This is a genomic window from Kitasatospora sp. NPDC058492, assembly GCF_042720685.1.
Classification (GTDB): Bacteria; Actinomycetota; Actinomycetes; order Streptomycetales; family Streptomycetaceae; genus Kitasatospora.
In genome coordinates this window covers 1-19370 of record NZ_JBHXMU010000052.1, presented here as the reverse complement: position 1 = coordinate 19370, position 19370 = coordinate 1, and the positions used below count along the sequence as shown (strand labels likewise).

Below are 19370 nucleotides of genomic sequence, written 5' to 3'. Positions count from 1 at the left end.
CCTTGCAGTTACCAGTGGTGCTTGAACGCGTGCTTCCCGATGCGGGGGCCCCAGAGGGCGTCGATCTTCCGCAGCTTGGGGATGGGCGTCTTGATCCTGAAGACGGCTCGATAGACCTTGTCGCCATCACGCTTGTGGACCGACCAACCGGCGGCCCACCTGGTGTCCTTGTTTCCACTATTGTACCGACCGGCCTTGCCGGGCTCCCTGAGGCCGAGCTTCTGCTCGCCCTTCTTGAAGGCAGTCATACTCACGTTGCCGAATCTCTCCGACCTTCCTCCGAAGGTCTTGCTGAGAAACAGCTTCTCGGTGTATTTGACCTTCGCCTTGGTGGCCGCCCAGGCAGCAGCCTTAGCCACCTTGCGCGTTGCGGAAACGGCCTTGACGGCTGCGAATGCAGCCCCCGCCGCGGCGCCTGCTCCGACGACCTGCGCCACTGCCACGACCGCCATCTCGGCAGCCTTGGCCGTGTTCCCGGTGGCCGCGTAGGAGACCGAGGAGACCACGGCCGCTATGGTGCCGATCGGGCCGGGGATGTAGGCGGCCACTTCGGCGACCTTGGCGACGACCTCGACCGTCTTCTTCAGGAAGCTCTTGATGCCCCAGTTGCCGTCGAGGTCGGTGCAGTTGATCGGGTCGCCGGTGCAGTAGTCGTACGGGCTGGCGTTGCCGCCGGGCACCGGGTCGATCTGGAGGAAGCGGCCGAGGGTCGGGCTGTAGAGGCGGGCACCCATGAGGATGTCGCCGTCCTGGGCCTCGGCGGAGCGCTGCTTGCCGCCGAGCCAGCCGTAGCGGGCGTTGGCCTGGCCGTCCTGCGGGATGCCGAACTCGTCGAAGTCGAGCACCACCGGCTTGGTGAGCGCGGTGTCGGTGGTGACGACGACCGAGCCGAACAGGTTGGTCAGTTGGAGCTGGACGTCACCGGTCTTGCCGGTGGTGGCGACCAGGTCGGTGTCCGGGCCCGAGACGTTGCGGGTCAGGGTGCCCTGGGCGGTGTCCTCGACGGTCCAGCGGACCTCGTCCGAGTCGTCGCCGTAGTGGTTCAGCTTCGACGTGGCGTTGGCCCAGGTTCCGTCGGCCTGCTTCTTGCTGGTGGTGAACCCGGTGAGGCGGTGGGCGGCGTCGACGGCCCACTCCTGCTTGGTGTCCCCCTTCTCCTGGGCGGCGACGCGGTCGTTCGCCCAGTAGGTGTTGGTCGCGCCGGTGGCCGTCTTCACGGTGCGCCCGAAGGCGTCGTAGACGAAGCCGGCGTCGGTGAGCCGGTCGGCGCTGTCGTAGGTGTGGTTCTCCGCCGTGGCCCCGGCCGTGCTGCACTCGCCGGCCGCCCCGCGCGGGGAGGTCTGCTTGGACAGGCGGTTGGAGTGGGCGTCGAAGGCGTACTGCCGGGTGACGCAGCCGGCCGCGACCGTGGTCTGTTCGGCCTTCACCAGCCGGCCGAGCCGGTCGTACTGGTAGGAGCGGGTGGCGGTGGAGCTGGTGTCCTTGGCCACCTGGCCCTGGGTGGAGATGTCCGAGGTCTGGGCCCAGACCACGGTGTTGTCGGAACTGCGGGTGTAAGTACGGCCGGTGGCCACACCCACGGCGTTGAAAGTGTCCTTGCGGACGATGCCGCCGGGGTAGGTCTGCTCGACGAGCTGACCGCTCGTGCCGTACTTGGCGGTGAACTCGCCCGCCACGCTGTCCGTGACGGAGGTGAGGAATCCGCGCGGCTCCTTCGCGCGGTCGTAGGTGTAGCTGGTGGACCCGGTCGGGTCGCTCAGCTTCACCGGCTTGCCGAACTTGTCGAACTCCGAGGTGGTGGTGGCGCCGTCGGCGTCCGTGTAGGAGATCAGTCGGCCCAGCTGGTCCATGACCCTGGTCAGGGACTTGCCGCTGGAGGTGGTCTTCACCGCGTCGCCGGTGGCCGGGTCGTATTCGACGGTGACCTTCGGCAGCGGCTTGCCCTCGTCCGAGGTGATCTCGGTCGAGACGACCCGGTCCAGCCCGTCGTGGACGGTGACGGTCTTTCGGCTCTTGCCCGCGTTGGTCTCGGTGGTCTCCTCGGGCTCGTTGAACGCCGAGTAGCGGGTGACCCGCTTGACCGGCAGGGTGGTCGGCATCCGCGTGTCGTCGGATCCGGTGATCGCGCCACCCGGCATCGTGACGCAGGGCAGGCCCGCCCACTCGGGACGGTTGGCGCACGCGGCGTCGTCCGGGTTGGCTCCGGCGGCGTAGAACACCGACTTCACCGTTCCGGCGTCGGCACCGTTCGAGCCGGGCTTGCGGGACTCCAGCGCGCGTCCGGAGGCGTTGTACTTCACCGTCGAGGTGGGCTTGGTGCCGAGGGCGTCGGTGGTGACCGCGGTGGGCAGCTTGAGCGTCCAGCCGGAGGTGCCGCCGATCGGCGTGTCGTAGCCGGTCTTGGTGACGCGCAGCTCGACGTCGTCGGCGTAGCCGTCGATGCGGGCGCCGTCGGTGGCAGTGGTGACCAGGTGGTAGGCCTGGCCGTCGGGCTTCCCTTCGTCGTAGGTGTTGGTGTTGTGGTCGCGGGCGACGACCGAAGTCCCGGCGGCCAGGGTCGGGTTGACCGTCGCCTTGGTGAGGGTGACGGTGTCGATGCCGGTGTGGAACCGCTCGCCGCCGCTGGCCGCGTTGGTGTCGACAACGGTGAGCTTCAGCTCGTGGTCGCCGCGCGTCAGCTTCACGGGTGCGCCGGTGGTGTACGGGGCCACCGCAGCGCTGGCGCTGTAGGTGTCGATCCGCTGGCCGACGTCCTTGCCGTCGATCGCCCACTGGATGACGCCGTGGTCGCTGTTCTTGGTCAGCTGGCCGGAGAGGACGTACTCGCCCTCCTCGGGAACGGTGACGCGCATCGCGTCGAACGCGCCCGCCGTCGTGCCGCGAATGCTCAGGTGAGCGCCGCCGGACCAGGTGACGCCGCAGCAGTCGTTGTCGATCTGGACCTTGGTGTTGGTCCCGAGCTGCGGCAGCTTCTCGGCCTCGGCCGTGACGACGACCGGGTTGGTCTGGCCGTTGACCTGCTCGGCGAGCGACGCGCGGTAAACCGGACCGAGCGTCTCCGCCACGTCCAGGCCGTCTGCCGTGAAGACGGTGCGGGAGTCCAGCAGGCGTGCCCGGGTCGCGGAGTCGGCCGTGGTGAGGTTCAGTTCGGCTGCGATCTTGTCCGCGTCCGGGTGCGTGCCGAGCGCGATGGAGCGGTTGGTGGCCTCCAGGGCGCGGACGACGTGGCCGTAGCGGTCGTACTCCTTGGTGTCGATGTCACCGCCCGGGGTGACCGACGGTGTCGCGGTGTTGACCTCGCTGCCGGAGGCGTTGAGGTAGTGGACACCGGCCGGCTTGTAGCCGTCCGGGCCGGGCTTCGCCGCCGAGGCGGTGTTGGTGCCGGGGTCGTCCTCGGGGCCGAACACGCCGGTGGCGTCGGTCGGCGCATCGGTCTGCGCCCACTTGGCCACGTCCGCACCGGACAGGTCGTACGGGCCGCCCGCGCCGCGGGTCAGCGGCACCTCGTACACGACGTTGGTCGCGATCTCGCCGTTGACCTGGTCCTTGCTGCCCGGCGCGAGCGTGCCGCGGCGGACCTTGAGGAGACGGCCCGGGTCCTGATCGGCTGAGGCCTTGCCGTAGTCGAAGTTCCACGGCAGCTCACCGGCAGCGCCGATCCGGGTGACCCGGCCGGCGTCGTCGTAGCTGTACGCGGTCTTCAGCGGGGTGGCCAGACGCGGGTCCCACACCTGAGCCAGGCGGCCACGGTCGTCGTACACGTAGTGCACGACCTCGACGGCCTCCTGCTTGGAGGTGGCGGGGTTCCACGACCAGACCTTCACGCCCCGCACCCGGTCCAGGTAGTCACCCGGGGCCGAAGAAGTGGCGGTGGTGGCCTTCGCGTAGTCGTACTCCATCACCTCGCAGCCGCGCGGCAGCGGGTCGACGGTGCAGCCGTTGACGTCGTCGACGCCCGGCTCGACGGCCGGGATGATGCGCTTGACCAGCGAGCGGCCGTCAGTGGTGTCGTACTGGTAGCGGGTGGTCGACGCGGCTTCCGCCCCCGTCTCGCTGACCACCTGGTAGATGTTCGAACCGGCCTGGCGGGCGAAGACGGTCTTCGAGCCGTCCAGCTCGCTCAGCTCGTAGGTGGTGCCGGAGGTCTGGACGTCCCAGACCTGGTTCGGCCCGGCCCAGCAGACCCAGATCGACGCACCCTTGTCGGCGTCGAGGCACTGGCCCGAGTGGCGGTTCATGACCGTGCCGTCGGTACGCACCTCCCACTGCTGGTTGTCACCGCCGTTGCAGCCCCACAGGGTGAGCGGGGTGGCGTTGCCGGTCTGGCCCCAGGGGTTGTCCAGGCAGTAGCCGAGCAGGCGCAGGGTCAGGTCGTCGCCGCGGGTCCACTGCTGGTTCGACGCACCGGTACAGGCGGCCGGCTGGAGCCTGGCGCCGTTGCCGGCCGAGCCGTTCGGCACCTCCAGGCACTGCCCGGACGAGGACAGCAGCATCGAACCCGACTTCGCGGGTACGGCCTTGAGGGTCATCGACTCGGCGCCGGGCTCGGGGAAGAAGGTCCCGTCGGTGCCCTTGGCGAAGGTCAGCGAGCTGTCGTCGTTGCCCTTGATCTCGACCAGGTCGGACTGCGGGAACGACAGCGCCCGGTAGTCCGAGCCGGTGCCCGCGTTCGGGCCGCCGGACCACTGCGGGCCGAACGGGGCGACGATCTCCTTCAGCGACAGGTCGTCGAAGAAGACCTCCTTGCCGCTGTCGGCGGTGTTGCCGTTGTAGAGGCGGAACCAGGCCTCGGTGGCGTCCTTGGGCACCGTCAGGTCCAGCGTCAGCTGCTGCCAGCCGTCGGTGAACGACGCCTTCGGAGAAGCGGTCTCGCCGTAGCCGGCCGGGGTGCGGTAGACGCCGACCATCCGCAGGCCGCGATTGGCCAGCGGGTTGTCCAGGCCGGTCGCGCCGGGGACGTAGATCCAGCCGGTGAGGCGGTAGGTCTTGCCGGGCTGCATGCCCTGGCCGAGCGTGTACTCGGGGCCGAGCGCGGCGAAGGAGCCCCAGCCGGAGCCGGCCGGGACGACCAGGAGCGAGTCGGGCGAGTTGTCGTGGCCGCGGACCGTGGAGCGGGACAGCGTCGCCTGGCCGGCGGTGAAGCCGGTCAGGTCGGTGCCGACCTGGCGCTGGTTCAGCGTGAGGCGCTCGCCCTGGGGCTGCCAGCCGCGGCCGGTGTCCCGAGAGGAGGTGGTGCGGGCCACCGACATGGCGAACTCGTTGGCGTCGGTGACGTCGGTCGAGTAGTCACCGGTGAGCAGGTTGACCGAGCCGGGACCGATGCCGGTGCCGGCTGCGCCGTCGGCGTTGCGGTCGACCGTGATGGTGTTCCAGACGGTGGCGTAGCCGTTGCCGGAGCCGTCCTCGGGGAAGAGGAGGGCGCGGACCTGGACGACGCCGCCGACCTGGCCGAGCGTGTCGAGGACGCTCCAGTTGGCGTGCGGGCCGAGGTCCGCGAGCCGCGGCTTGTCCTCGGTGACCGCGGTGTTGTCCGCCTTGGTCAGGTTGGTGCGCGGGACGTTGTACTCCGCGGCGCCGGGGCCACGGCGGTACTGGTAGACGACGCGCTGGAATTGCGCCTGCGCGTCGACCGCGAGCTTGACGCGCTTCGCGGACTGGGTGCCGTTGACCGGCGAGCTCATGCCCGCCTGGCCGACCTGGAAGGTGTACGTCGCGGGCGGGGACAGGTTGCCCGCGCGGTCCTTGGACTGCACGCTGAGCACGCGCCGGCCCTCGGTGGTCGGCGTGATCGACGTGGTCAGCGCGCCGGTCGCGGCGACCGTCACCGGGGTGCCGCCGTCCAGGGTGTAGACGTAGGCGGCGGTGTCGTCGGTGCCGGGGGCAGGGGAGAAGGTGAACGACCCGGCCTGGTTGGCGGTGCCGTGCCACAGCCCGTCCGCCGGGTATTCCGCCGAACTCACGAACGGCGTACCGGGCTTGACGGTGTCGGCGATGACGTTGGTGCCGACCCAGCCGGAACGGGACTTGCCGTCGTCGAGCATGGCCCAGATCGAGTACTGCACGCCCTCGTCGAGCTTGGCGATGCCGTAGTCGGAGGGGCGGACGGTCGCGATCGCACCGTTCGGGGTGTCCCGGACGATGCTGCCGAGGAACGTGCCGCCGCGCCACAGGTCCAGGTAGACCTTCAGCGGGTCGCCGTCGGGGTCGGCCGCCTGCACCTGGAAGCGCGGGTTCGCGTCCGAGGTGTAGCGGGGGTTGCCCTGCTGCGAGGGCTGCACCTCCACCGTCGCCGGGGTGGCCGGGACGGTGTTGTAGGTGATCGAGAGGTACGGAGGCCAGTAGCCCTCGGCGGAGCTGAACTTCTTCCAGGACAGGTTGCTCGACTCGTCGGCCGCCTTGAGGGCGAACCCGTAGTCGTTGTAGCCGAACCCGGCGAAGTACCGGATCATCTCGGTGACGTCGGCCTTGGCCCAGAACGTGCCGTCCGGGGCGTAGCAGTCGTGGTTGTCACCGTCGTTCGCCACGTCGTACGTGTCGTTCGAGGTGGCCCACTTCTTCTCCATCGCGGGCTGGTTGCCCCAACGGGTCCACCAGGCCGCGCCGGGCGCGTTCCAGACCTCCCACTGCTTCGGGACGCAGGACGAGGAGTGGTAGTTGGCGAGGTTGAGCGTGGCGCCCAGGATCTGCTTGCCGTTGAACGACCCGCCCGGGACGGTGAGGAACGACCGGGCCACGACCTTGCCGTCGTAGCTGCCCAGCTTGAGGTCCGTCGACGCAGAGGCGTCGATGTTCTCGTTGGTCTGGACGTAGGTGTCGAACGTGGTGTCGACGTCCACCACCGGGTCGATGGTGACCGGGAACTGGGTCTTCGGGTCGGCGAGGAAGGCGGCGTCCGGGGTGAACACCAGCTCGGTGTCCGCGCCCTGGCCGCGCACCTCCATCGTCACCGGGCCGCGGTTCAGGTGCTCCTGCGAGGCCGGGTCGATCGCGGCGTCCCACATGACGGGGGCCGGGATCTTGACCGCGCTCTTGCCGGTCGCCTTGTCGAGCAGCTGGATCGAACCGTCCTGCTGCGGCGAGACGGTGAGCCCGGTGGTGTCCAGCGGGATCGTCATCGTGCCGGTCTGGGCGATGGCGGAGCGGTCCTTGACGATCAGGAACTGCTCGAAGCCGGTCCGGGTGGCCTCCAGCACCAGGTCGACGCCAGGGCGGGCGTTGACGTAAGTCGCCTTGTTGCCCTCCAGCTTGGGCTTGGGCAGCTTGCCCAGCCAGCCGAACTTGACCTGCTGCTCACCGGAGCCGATCTTGACCAGCTCGCGCTCGGCGGGGACCGGGGCGGCCGGGGTGGACTGCGGGTCGGCGGCCGGGGCGGCGGCGCGGGCACCGCTGCGGGAGGCCCGGTTCGCGTCGGCCGAAGCCGAAGCCGAAGCCGAAGCCGAAGCCGAAGCCGAGGTCGAAGCCGAAGCCGAAGCCGAAGCCGAGGCGGACGGAGACGACGACGGGGACGACGACGGGGACGACGACGGGGACGCGGAAGCGGGGGCCGTCGGTATCGCACTGGGCGACGTCGCCGGCGCAGTGGCCGGCGCAGTGGTGGCCGCGGCGCTCGGAGCCGTGGCCGGAGCAGTGCTCGGTGCGGCCGTCGGTATCGCGGTGCCCGGCAGGCTGTCGCCGACCGTCACCCCGGCGTCGCCGCCCTCGAAGACCACCCCGCCCGGGTGCGCCTTCGGCGCCACCTTGCCGTCCGGGGTCTGCACCAGCGTGGTGTCGACGGGCACCCAGGCCTCGCCGACCTTCATCCGGATCGGCCCGGTGGAGCGGTCGGAGGTCAGCGTGCCGTCCGGGTTCGCCCACAGGGTGGTGAACTCCGTCCGGGCGTTGGTGACCTCGATCCGCCGCTTCTGCAGCCGGGCCGAGAGCAGCGCCGAAGCCTCGTCAGGTGCCTCGGTGGCCGGAGCGGCGGGCGGAGTGGCGGGTGAGGGTGCGGCGGTGGCCGGAGCGGCCGTCACCGCGTCCACCACCACACCGGCCTGCACCAGCAGGCCGAGCGTCAGGAGCGCTGATACGGGGCGCATCCGACGCGTAGAGAAGGCCCCGCCCGCAAAAGCGGACGAGGCCCGAGACCGTCGTTTCATCAAAGACTCTCTCAAGAGATATGCATTGTTTTGAATGGCTCGATCGAAGCCGAAGCACAATCTCTCACCCCCAGCTGACTCCCAGCGACCAATCAGGATGACGATTGCGTAACAGATCGCCTACGCTGAGGAGTCGTGAGAAATGGAGTCATTTCGATGACATCACCCCAGGTGGGCGAGGTGTCCGAGATGCGAAGAGGGACCCCGATCGCGTGCGCGAAAGGGCCCGGATGGTCGTGAATTAAGAATTGATGTGCCGTCAATTACCGTGCGGGCTTTCCGTCGCAAACCGCCGACGGCGGGACACCCGAAGGTGCCCCGCCGTCAGCGCCGTTCGCAGTGTGGAAGCCGAACGGCGGTGCCGTCAGGCGGTGCTGCGGCCCGCCCGGCGGCGGCGCAGCAGCGCGGTGCCGAGTCCGAGGGCGGCGAGGAGGGTGCCCGCCCCGGTGAGCAGGGCGGCGGTCGGGGTGGAGTCGCCGGCCGGCGCCGCGACGGGGGCCGTTCCCCGGTCGAAGCCGCCGAGCAGGTGCGCCTTGGCGTAGTCGGTGCCGGGCAGCTTGTCGGCGTACCGGTCGTGGACCACCTGCTGGTACTGGGCGAGGGTGATGCCCGCGTCGCCCACGGACCGGACCGCGTCCGGGTTGAGCGGCCGTACCTGGCCGTCGACCAGGGCGTACCAGGCCCGGATCTGCGGTTCCTCGAAGGCGACGGCGCCCCGGCCCAGTGCTGCCGCGGCGGCGGCGTGGTCGGTCTCGTCGCTGCCGGAGGCTATGTTGATCTCGGCCCAGGACCCGCTGTCGTGCGGGTCGGGGGCCGTCCACACCGAGGCCTTGCGGCCGTCGGCCGCGTCGGCCTCGGTCGCCATGAACGCGAACTTCGCGACCGGCGCCCCGGCGGAGGCCGCCGCGACGAAGTCCGGGTTGAGGTAGTACACGGGGACGGTGTCGCCGACCACCCGGGCCGGGGCGGCGGCCTGCGCCTGGCGGGCGTCGGAGGAGCCCTGGCCGGAGCCGTGGGCGAAGAACCCGCCGAGGGTCTGCACGACGGGGGCGGCCTTCGCCGCCGCGGCGGCCGCGGTGACGTCGGCCGCGGACGGGGCGGACGGGACGCCGACTGCCGTGGCCGGGGTGGCGGCGAGGGCGGGGGCGGCGGCGAGCAGTCCGCTGCCGGCGAGGGCGATGGCGGCGAGGGCGCGCGGGGCGCGGAAGTGCGTCATCGTGTCACGCCCCGATCCGGTACAGCGAGTCGTTCCAGTTGAACTGGCCGTTGTAGCCGGCGTAGTAGCTGTACGACGCCAGGTTGTAGCGGTTGCTGCTGGGCCACGGGTCGCCCCAGTAGATCGACTTGTTGCTCTGGTCGTAGCCGTAGATGACCTGGGCGTGCCCGCCGCCGGCCAGCCAGGAGATGCCGGTCTCGATCGGCCGGCCCGCGTTGATCTCGCTGACGATGGTGTTGAAGGACAGGGCGCCGGTCTCCTGACCGGGGGACACCCCGAGTGCGGAGAGTGCGTTCTGCACCCAGGAGAGCTGGCCGGGCTGGTTGGGGCACTGGTACGAGGTGTCCTGGCCGTAGGCGAGGTCGCAGAACGAGTTCTGGTCGGTGCCGTGGCCGAGGAAGGTGGCGATGGTGTTGCCGGAGGCGGCCCAGCACCACTGGTCCTGCTCCTGCGCCTGCATGGAGATGTTGAGCCGGGAACCGGCGGCGAAGGTCTGGGAACTGCCGGCGGCGGCCTGGGGGGAGGCCGCGGCGGTGCCGGCGCCGGTGGTCACGACGGCGGCCAGCACGCACAGCGCGGCCAGTGCGGCGCGCAGGGACGACCCACGGATGGGTCCGCTCATGGGGGAACTCCTTCGTGCGGGGGCACGGGCGGCTCCGTGTGCACCCGGCGCCGCCCTGGGGTGTGCCTTGTGTGGGGGTGTGCTGTGTGGGGGGTTGCCGCGCGGCCGACGCGGCGGGCCCGGACCGGGGTTGCTAGGAAGCGTAGGCAGCCCGCCGGGCCGCTCCCAGACCCCCCGGAGGGGAGCGGGCGGTGCTGTGAACGGGGCTGTGAAGAGGGGCGGTGCGGCGGAGGTGCTGCGCCGCAGACGGGTGGCCGGGAGCGGGGCTCCCGGATATGGACGCGGCCGGGGTAAGCCGGTAATTTCACAGCGCGCCGCGTCCCCCCGTACCGCGTCCCCCTCCCTCCGTACCGCCGCCGTCCGCACCCTTCGCCCCCCGCACCGCCGCCGTGTCCCCTCGGCCCCGCCGCCGCCGCGCGCCGGCCGGGCCAGTAGCCCCGGGAGCCCCGATGGCCAGTCGTCAGGAACCGCCGCCCGGTGCTGCCCCGGAGAGCGCCGCCGTGCTGGCCGCGCTGCGGAGCGGGCCCTTCGGCCTCGCGCTGCGCACCGCGATCGAGGCCCGCGGGCTGCCGCTGGAGCGGCTGCGCAGCCGGCTGGCCGAGCGCGGACTGCGGATCGCCGTCACGACCCTGAGCTACTGGCAGCGCGGGCTGCGCCGGCCGGAGCGCCCGGAGTCGTTACGGGTGGTGGCCGCGCTGGAGGAGATCCTCGGGCTGCCGGCGCACGCGCTCACCGCCCTGCTGGGTGCGCCGCGGCCGCGCGGCGGGGCGGACCGCGACGGCGGCGGGCCCCGCCCGTACCCGCAGATGGTGCGCACCCCCGGTGATCTGGGCGGGCTGCTCGCGGATCTGGACAGCCCGGCGGCCGGGAAGCTCCAGGTGGTCACCGAGTACGCGACGGTGACGGTCGGGCCGCGTCGTGAACTGGCGGCGCTCAGTTCGATGGTGGCGGTCCGGGCCCGTCAGGACGGGGTCGACCGGGCGCTGCTGATCTACGACTGCGACGAGGGGGTGGACGAGGGGGCCGTCGAGATCGTGGCGGGGGACAGCTGCCGGCTGGGCCGGGTGCGCCGGGATCCGGTGGCCCGGGTGGTGCTCGCGGAGCTGCTGTTCGACCGCTCGCTGCACTGCTCCGAGACCCAGGTGTTCTCCTTCGAGGTGCGCCCGCACAGCGCGGCCGAGTGCTGCCGCTACCGTGCGGCCTTCCGCTTCCCGGCGGACCACTACGTCCTGCGGGTGCGCTTCGATCCGGGCGAACTCCCGGTGCAGTGCCAGTGGTTCACGGCGAGTGACTCGGAGGGTCCGGACGACAGCCTGGCCGACCTCACCCTGGACAGCCACCACCTGGCGCACGTGGTGGCGACCGCGCTGGGGCCCGGGGTCGCGGGCATCCGCTGGGCGTGGGCCTGAGGCGTGGGCCTGAGGCGTGGGCCTGAGGCGTGGGCCTGAGGCGCGGCCCTGCGACCGGGGGTCAGGCCGGTTCGTGCGCGGTGCCGCCGACGAGGGCGCGGGCCTGCGGGGCGGTCATGGGGTGGGCGAAGAGGTAGCCCTGGCCGAGCGGGCAGCCCATGGCGGCGAGGAGGTCGCGCTGTTCGGGGTGTTCGATGCCTTCGGCGATGACCCGGACGCCGAGGGTGTCGGCGATGCGGGTGATGCCTTCGACGAGGGCGTACTGCTGCGGGGAGAGGCCGAGGCCGTCGATGAAGGACTTGTCGATCTTGAGGATGGAGATCGGGAACTCGCGCAGGTAGGAGAGCGAGGAGTAGCCGGTGCCGAAGTCGTCGATGGCGATGCCGACGCCGAGGTCGCCGAGGGTGGCCATGTCGGCGTGGACGCGGTCGTCGCGGCGCATCAGGACGGATTCGGTGAGTTCGAGGACGAGGGTGTGCGGGTCGATGCCGGAGCTGCGCAGGGCGCCGCGGACGACGTCGACGAAGCCGGCGTCGCGGAACTGGCGGGCGGAGACGTTGACGTTGACCCGCAGCGGGGGGAGGCCGGCGGCGGCGCGGTCGGCGGAGCTGGCGGCGTGCCAGGCGGCGGCCTCCTGGGCGGCGCGTTCCAGGACCCAGGCGCCGAGGGGGACGATCTGGCCGCTCTCCTCGGCGAGGGCGATGAACTCGTCGGGCAGCACCATGCCGCGCCGCTGGTGCGGCCAGCGGACGAGCGCCTCGAAGGCGACCAGGTCACCGGTGCGCAGGTCGACGATCGGCTGGTAGTACAGCTGGAAGGAGGATTCGGCGATCGCCGCGTCCAGGTTCTCGTTCAGCTCGTGCCGCTCCACCAGCCCGGTCTGGAGGGCGGGCTGGTAGTGGCGCCACTGGCGGCGGCCGGCCGCCTTGGCGGAGTAGAGCGCGAGGTCGGCGTGGGTGAGCAGTTCGGCCGCGTCCACGCTGTCCTCGGTGGTGGCGACGCCGATGCTGGCCGTCACCCGGACGGCGCCCGCGCTCAGCCTGAACGGTTCTGCGAACACCGTCAGCACGGTGTCCGCGATGGCGTCCACGTCGGCCGGGCGCAGCGCGTCCTCGACCAGGACGGCGAACTCGTCGCCGCCGAGCCGGGCGGCGGTGTCCGAGCTGCGCAGCGCGGTGGAGACCCGCAGCGAGACGGCGATCAGCAGTTCGTCGCCGACGGCGTGCCCCTGGGTGTCGTTGACCACCTTGAAGTCGTCGAGGTCGAGGAAGAGCACCCCGGTGACGGCGCCGCTGCGCTCGCCGCGGGACAGCGCGTGGCCGACCCGGTCCAGGAACAACACCCGGTTGGCGAGGCCGGTGAGGGAGTCGTGGAAGGCCCGGTGGGTGAGTTCGCGCTCCATCCGGCGCTGCTCGGTCACGTCGCGCAGGGTGAGCACCAGGCCGCCGACCGTCGGGTCGGCGCGCAGGTCGTTGAAGCGGACCTCGGCCTCGATCGGGGTCCGGTCCTGCCGCAGCAGCCGCCAGTGCTCACGGGGCTGTTCGCGCAGCGGTTCGCGTGTCGGCGAGTGCAGCGGTTCGCCCGTCGGCGAGTGCGGCGGCGAGTGCTCCGGCGCGTGCACCGGGGCGGCGTCCACCGGGCCGCGCATCCGGGCCAGCGCCTTGCCGACGGCCCGGCTGTCCTCGGGCGGGACGAGCTCGGTGAGCAGGGTGCCGTCCAGGCTGGGGTAGCCGAGGACCCGTTCGGCGGAGGAGGAGGCGTAGCGGACGCCGTCGTCGGCGTCCAGGATCAGGATGACGTCGCTGGCGTTCTGCACCAGGGTGCGGAAGTACAGCTCGCTGTTGCGGCGGTTGACCTCCTGGCTCAGCACGACCCGTTCGACGGCCAGCGCGGCCTGCGCGGCCAGGATCTCCAGCGAGCCCCACAGGCTGGTGAGCTCCTGCGCGGTGCCGGTGACGATGAGCGCGCCGATCAGCGGGTCGCCGGAGGGGCGCTCGTCGAGGGTGAGCGGGCACAGCAGGGCGGAGGGCATGCCGTCGAGGCGGGCGGCGAGGTCGCTGCCGATGTCCTCGACGGGCAGCAGCCGGGTCTCCCGGTAGGCGGCGAGGGCGAGCGCCTCGTCGGAGTCGGTGACGGGGCCGAGGTGGTGCTGGGCGGCGCCGCGTTCGGCGTGCCGCACGTGCAGGACGCCGGCCTCGGTGACGGCGAGCAGGGCGACGTGCCCGGGCTCGGTGGGCATCAGGGTGGAGGCGGTGGCCTGGACGGCGTCCGCGACCTCCTCGACGGTGACGGCCGCGGTGAGTCTGGCGCCGGCCTCGCGCAGGGCCCGCTCGCGGGCGATCGCCTGCCGGCGGGCGACCACGACGACCGCCAGCCGGGCCAGCACCAGCAGGTACAGGAGGGCGGAGAAGGCGCCGATCACGCCGGCGTTGCTGGTGTTGCCGTTCAGCGACTCGATGATCAGGATCGCCGGGGCGATCAGCGAGGCCAGGGTGAGCAGGGCGAGGCGACCGGCGCTCAGGTCGGGTTGCTGGGTGGGGACGGGTCTGGTCAGCTCGACCATGGACGGGTGCAGCGCGGCCGCGCCCCAGGCGGTGTAGAAGGCGGCCCAGCCGAAGTCGACGGGGGTGCCGATGTGCCAGTTGCCGTGCAGCTGGATCAGCCCGTACAGGGTGTCCGCGACCAGCATGCCGGCGGTGCCGACGGTGAGCAGTTGCAGCGCCCGGCTGGTGCCGCCGCGCGGGGTCAGCAGCCGCAGCAGCAGGGCGAGGACGACCACGTCGCCGAGCGGGTAGCCGATCGAGACGGCCTTCTGGAACCAGGAGAGGTCGGGGTTGCGGGCGTACGGGAGGATCAGGTAGATCCAGGCGAGCAGCGCCAGGCCCATGGTGAGGATCAGCGCGTCGAGCAGGCCGGCGCGGTCCTGACGGGCCGTGCGCCAGCGGATGAAGCCGAGCACGCCGGCCGCGTACAGCACGAACTCGGCCAGGTAGAAGCCGTCGGCGACGGACGGGAACGGGTTGTGGAGGTGCAGGAACTGGGTCTGGACGACCTGGACGACCTCGCCCGCGGTGAAGCTCAGGTTGGCGAGCGCCAGCACGTACCAGAACAGCGCGTGCGCGGGGCGGTTGAGGCGGACGCCGGCCACGATGGCCGCGCTGCTGCCGAGTCCGATGCCCGTCCACCAGATGATCCGCTGCGAGGGGTTGATGTAGTAGACGCCGGTGAACAGCACCATCCACAGCAGGTAACAGACCATCAGGCGTTGTCGCCGACGTGTCAACGGGGCTACCTCCTCCGCGTCGCCACCCGGCCGGTGGGACGGGGGAGTTCGGGCGAGGACGGGTCTCGGCGGTCGCGGGGTCGTCTCGTCCCGGGCTGACGGGCACACGGCAGCGTCGCGTCCGGTCGGGTTGCGATCGGACGTTCGTCCTGTGCCCTGAGTGCGTATAGTCGGAAATGTCGCACCTCCCAGGAAACTGCCGCCACAGCACGAGGTCAAGCCGGTGGACGACGCAGCAGACAGCGCACAGGGCGTACGAACGGATGTGAACTCCGGGCGTCACGCCGTGGTTCGCAACGACAGCGGTCAGTACGCGATCTGGCCCGGCGACTTGACCGTGCCGGGCGGCTGGCACCTGGTGTACGGGCCGGCCGGCCGCGACGACTGCCGGGCCCACGTGGCCCGCGAATGGCGCCCGCCCGGGCTCGGCTTCCCCGGGCTCGGCTCCCCCGGGGAGCGCGGCCGCGGGCGGGCCGCGGGCGGCGGCGGCACCGTGCACGGACTGCTGCGCTCCCGCGCCGCGCAGCACCCGGACGCGGTCGCCGTCGCCGCAGACGACGCCACGCTGAGCTACCGCGAGCTGGACCGGCGCAGCGACCGCCTGGCGCGGGCGCTGCGGGCCCGCGGGGTCGGCCCCGAGGAGGTGGTGCCGGTCTGCCTCGAACGCGGCGCGGGCCTGGTCGTCGCCTGGCTCGGCGTACTGAAGGCGGGCGCGGCGCTGCTGCCGCTGGACCCGGCGTACCCGGCGCGGCGCCTGGCCCGGCTGGTCGAGGACAGCGGGGCGCGGGTGGCGGTCACCGAGGGCGGGGCGCTGCCGGGCGTCGAGCCGCTGCCGGTGGACGGCGTGGACGGCGTGGACGGTGCGGGCGGGCCCGACGGCGCCGGTGAGCCCGACGGTGCCGGGCCCGACGACCTCGCCTACCTGATCTACACCTCCGGCACCACCGGCACCCCCAAGGGCGTCCCCGTCACCCACCGCGCCCTGGTGTTCACCCTCGACCGGGTCGTCCACGCCTACGGCCTCGCCCCCGGCGAACGCGTGCTGCAACTCGCCGCGCTCGGCTTCGACACCGCACTGGAGCAGGTCTTCGCGACCCTGCTCGCCGGGGCCACCCTCGTCCTCGGCGGCGGCCGCACCTGGGCGCCCACCGAACTCGTCCACCGGATGCGCGGACTCGGCCTCGCCGTCGCCGACCTCACCCCCGCCTACTGGCACCACGTGCTCACGCTGCTCCCGCCCGGCGGGCCCGGCCCGGAGGGGCTGCGGCTGGTCGTCGTCGGCGGGGACGTCGTGCACGCCGACGACTGCCGCAGCTGCCTGGACCGGCTGCCCGGCGTCCGGCTGGTCAACGCCTACGGGGTCACCGAGGCCGCCGTCACCTCCACGCTCTGCGAGGTCACCCCCGCCCTGCTGGACGCCGCCGGCCCGGGCGGCCCGGCCGCGCCGGTGCCGATCGGCCGCCCGCTGCCCGGCGTGCGGGTGCACGTCCTGGACGCCCGGCTGTCCCCCGTACGGCCCGGCGAGAAGGGCGAGATCCACCTCGGCGGGCCCGGCCTCGCCCGGGGCTACTGGCGCGCCCCCGCGGCGACCGCCGAGGCCTTCGTCCCCGACCCGTACGCGCCGGTGCCCGGCGAGCGGATGTACCGCACCGGCGACGCCGGGCGCTGGCGGGCCGACGGGCAGCTGGAGATCCTCGGCCGCTTCGACGACCAGGTGAAGGTGCTCGGCCACCGCGTCGACCCCGCCGAGATCGAGGCGGCCCTCGCCGCCCACCCCGACGTCCGGCAGGCCCGCGTCGCCGCCGACGGCGGCGACCCCGACGGGGGCCGCGCGCTCACCGCCTACTACACGCTCGCCGACCACGCCGACGCCGCGGCCGGTGCCGGGGCCCGCCGCGACCGGCTCCGTGCCTACCTGGCCGAACGGCTGCCGGAGTACATGCTCCCGGCCGCCTTCGTGGCGCTGGACCGCATGCCGCTCACCCCGGCCGGAAAGGTCGACCGCCGCCGGCTGCCGCACGCCGAGCCGCGCACCCCGGGACGGGCCGACGCGGGCGGCACCGGGGCGGCGGGCGGCGGGGGAGCCGTCGAGGACGTCATCGGGCAGCTGTGGGCCGAACTGCTCGGCGTCGAGGACGTCGGCCCCGCCGACGACTTCTTCGCGCTCGGCGGCAACTCGCTGCTGGCCATGGAGATGCTCGCCCGCGCCCGGATCATGCTCGGTCTCGACGTCACCCGCGTCCGCGCCCTCACCCGCGCCCTGCTGCGCGACGCCACCCTGCGCGCCTTCGCGGCCGCCGTCCAGGCCGCCCGCACCGCCCGCGCCGGTCCCAGCCCCAGCCCCGGCTCCGCCGAGACCGCCGTCGACTGGGCCGCCGAAGCCCGGCTCGCCCACCCCGTCCAGCAGTCCTGGAGCCCGGCGCCCAGCCGCGCCGAACCCGCCGAGATCCTGCTCACCGGCGCCACCGGCTTCTGCGGCGCCCACCTGCTGCACGCCCTGCTCGCCACCACCCGGGCCCGGATCCACTGCCTGGTCCGCGCCCCCGACGAGGAGCACGCGCTGGAACGCCTGCGCGCCGCCCAGCAGCGCTTCCTGCGGCACGACCTCACCGACACCCGGGTGGTGCCGTTGGTCGGGGACCTCGCCGCACCCAGGCTCGGGCTGACGCAACGTCAGTTCGAGGGGCTGGCAGGGACTTTGGACGCCGTCCACCACCTCGGCGGGCAGGTCAACTTCCTCTATCCGTACCACCAGCTGCGCGCGCCCAACGTCGGCGGCACCCGCGAGATCATCCGCCTCGCCGGGCTCAGCCGGGGCGTGCCCGTGCACTACCTGTCCACCCTCGCCGTGCTGGCCGGCTTCGGCGCGGCCGGCGTCCGCGAGGTCACCGAACGGACCCCGCTCGCCCACCCCGACCGGCTCGGCGTCGGCTACGTCGAGAGCAAGTGGGTCGCCGAACAACTGCTGCACGAGGCGGCCGCCGCCGGGCTCCCGGTCACCGTGCTGCGCACCAACGACGTCACCGGGGACCTCGCCACCGGCGTGATGAACACCGGCACCGAGATCTGCGCGCTCATCGCGTACCTGGCGGACAGCGGCACCTGCCCGGACGTGCTGCTGCCGCTCGACTTCGTCCCGGCCGACCGCTTCGCGCGCGCCGTCGCCCACATCGCCGCCCACGCCCCCGCCGACGGCGAGGTCTACCACCTCACCTCGCCGCGCCCCGCCGCCCTCGCCGACCTCGCCGAACGGCTTCGGGCCCGGGGCCACCCGATCGCCGAACTCCCGTACGGTGACTGGGTGCAGGGCCTGGTCCGGTTCGCCGCCGGGCACCCCGCCCACCCCGTCACGCCGTTCGTCCCGCTGTTCGTCGACCGCGCCCCCGGATCGGCGCTGTCGATCAGTGAGCTGTACTTCCGGCCCGTCTTCCCGCTGTTCGACCGCGCCAACACCGATGCCGCGCTCGCCGGCAGCGGGATCGACCTGCCCGCCGTCGACGCCGGCCTGCTCGACCACTACCTGGGGCGGCTGGCGGCGGAGGGCTTCCTCGGGCCGCCGGCATGAGCCCCTTCGACGGGCTGGACGTCCAACGGGGGCCCGGGGGCGGGCCGGTGGCGTTCGGCGCCGGCCTCGGCGCGTCGGACCTGCTGGCGGCGTACCGTCGGGGCCTGTTCCCGATGCCCGCGGCGGACGAGTACGCCGGCGCCTACAACGAGGCGCGCTACGAACAGGCCGTCGAGGCGGGCGAGGTGGTGCTGCTGCCCGGCGGGGACGACCCGTACGCGCTGGCCTGGTGGTCGCCCGACCCCCGGCCCGTCCTGCCGCCCGACGGCGTCCGGCTCGGCAGTCGCCTCGCCCGGCGGCTGCGCCACCGGCCGCAGTGGTGGACCAGCGCCGACCGGGCCTTCGGCGAGGTGCTGGCCCGCTGTGCCGAGGGCCGCCAACCAGCCTGGCTGACAGCGGAGTTACGGGCCGCACTGGAGCAGCTGCATGTGCTCGGGGCCGCCCACAGCGGCGAGGTGTGGGAGGGCGAGGAGCTGATCGGCGGGGTGTTCGGCGTCGCCGCCGGGCCCGTCCTCAGCCTCGACTCGATGTTCCACCGCCGCCCCGACGCCGCCCGTGTCGCCGTCGCCGACCTCGGGGCGCGCTTCGGCGCGGCCGGCGGGCGGCTGCTCGACGCCCAGTGGGACAGTCCGCACATCCGCAGCCTCGGCGCCGAGCCGGTGCCCCGCTCCCGGTACCTGGCCGAGCTGGCGGCGGACGCCGTGGTGGGCCCGCTGCCGGGAGCTCCGCTGCCCGTGGCCCGGCTGGTCTGACCTGCGTCTTTTACCCTGCTTGGCCTGTCTTCGACAAACTTATTCCCCGTCAGTAACATGACGCCGCGTGTTCAAAAGCTCCATGGGCAGGGCCGTCGGCCCCGCCCTCCTCACCCTCGCCCTCGCCGGGGTCGCCGCCTGCGGGCCGACCACCTCCGGCACTCCGCAGGCCGCCGCCGGCACCACCGAAGCGGCCGTCACTACCGGCACGACCACGACCACGACCACGACCACGACCACGGCCGCCGCCGGCGGCCAGGCCCCGACAGCCCCGGCCGCCGGCACCCCTCGCGCCCGGGCCGCCGCCGCCCCGACCACCGCGGCCGCCACCGCACGGCCGACCGATGCCGCCGGCGCCGCCGGTGCGCCGGTCACCGCGGCCCCGGCC

Annotated in this window: 8 protein-coding genes; 4 read left to right on the top strand and 4 right to left on the bottom strand. The window is 72.8% G+C overall.

Annotation, left to right across the window (positions count from 1 at the left end; all coding sequences use genetic code 11):
* Positions 1 to 8: 8 nt before the first annotated feature.
* From ACFWPI_RS28920 to ACFWPI_RS28910, 3 genes are all read right to left on the bottom strand, one after another.
* Positions 9 to 8075: a ricin-type beta-trefoil lectin domain protein gene (locus ACFWPI_RS28920; protein ID WP_380368782.1), complete on the bottom strand. Its 8067-nt coding sequence runs from the start codon at positions 8073 to 8075 to the stop codon at positions 9 to 11.
* 424 nt (positions 8076 to 8499) lie between these two features.
* Complete coding sequence (locus tag ACFWPI_RS28915) at positions 8500 to 9351, bottom strand: hypothetical protein (protein ID WP_380368785.1); 852 nt, start codon at positions 9349 to 9351, stop codon at positions 8500 to 8502.
* A gap of 4 nt (positions 9352 to 9355) precedes the next feature.
* Positions 9356 to 9973 carry a papain-like cysteine protease family protein gene (locus tag ACFWPI_RS28910; RefSeq protein WP_380368788.1) on the bottom strand — a complete coding sequence of 206 codons (618 nt, stop codon included), beginning with the start codon at positions 9971 to 9973 and terminating at the stop codon, positions 9356 to 9358.
* Between the two features lie 449 nt (positions 9974 to 10422).
* Between ACFWPI_RS28910 and ACFWPI_RS28905 the strand changes: the two genes are divergently transcribed.
* Positions 10423 to 11382, top strand: coding sequence for a helix-turn-helix domain-containing protein (locus ACFWPI_RS28905; protein ID WP_380368791.1), 960 nt, complete (start codon positions 10423 to 10425; stop codon positions 11380 to 11382).
* A gap of 61 nt (positions 11383 to 11443) precedes the next feature.
* On the opposite strand, the gene ACFWPI_RS28900 is transcribed toward ACFWPI_RS28905, so the two are convergent.
* On the bottom strand, positions 11444 to 14665 hold the full coding sequence (locus tag ACFWPI_RS28900; RefSeq protein WP_380368794.1) for an EAL domain-containing protein: 3222 nt from the start codon (positions 14663 to 14665) through the stop codon (positions 11444 to 11446).
* A 160-nt stretch (positions 14666 to 14825) separates the two neighbouring features.
* Between ACFWPI_RS28900 and ACFWPI_RS28895 the strand changes: the two genes are divergently transcribed.
* The 3 genes from ACFWPI_RS28895 to ACFWPI_RS28885 form a co-directional block, all read left to right on the top strand.
* A complete protein-coding gene (locus ACFWPI_RS28895; protein ID WP_380425135.1) occupies positions 14826 to 18230 on the top strand; it encodes an amino acid adenylation domain-containing protein in 3405 nt (1134 codons plus the stop codon).
* The gene (locus tag ACFWPI_RS28890; protein ID WP_380368797.1) at positions 18227 to 18982 is read left to right on the top strand and encodes a leucyl/phenylalanyl-tRNA--protein transferase; all 756 of its coding nucleotides are present in this window, start codon (positions 18227 to 18229) and stop codon (positions 18980 to 18982) included. The genes ACFWPI_RS28895 and ACFWPI_RS28890 overlap by 4 nt, the downstream gene beginning before the upstream one ends.
* An 82-nt stretch (positions 18983 to 19064) precedes the next feature.
* Positions 19065 to 19370 (top strand): hypothetical protein (locus ACFWPI_RS28885; RefSeq protein WP_380425132.1); only part of this gene is annotated, 306 nt, incomplete at its 3' end.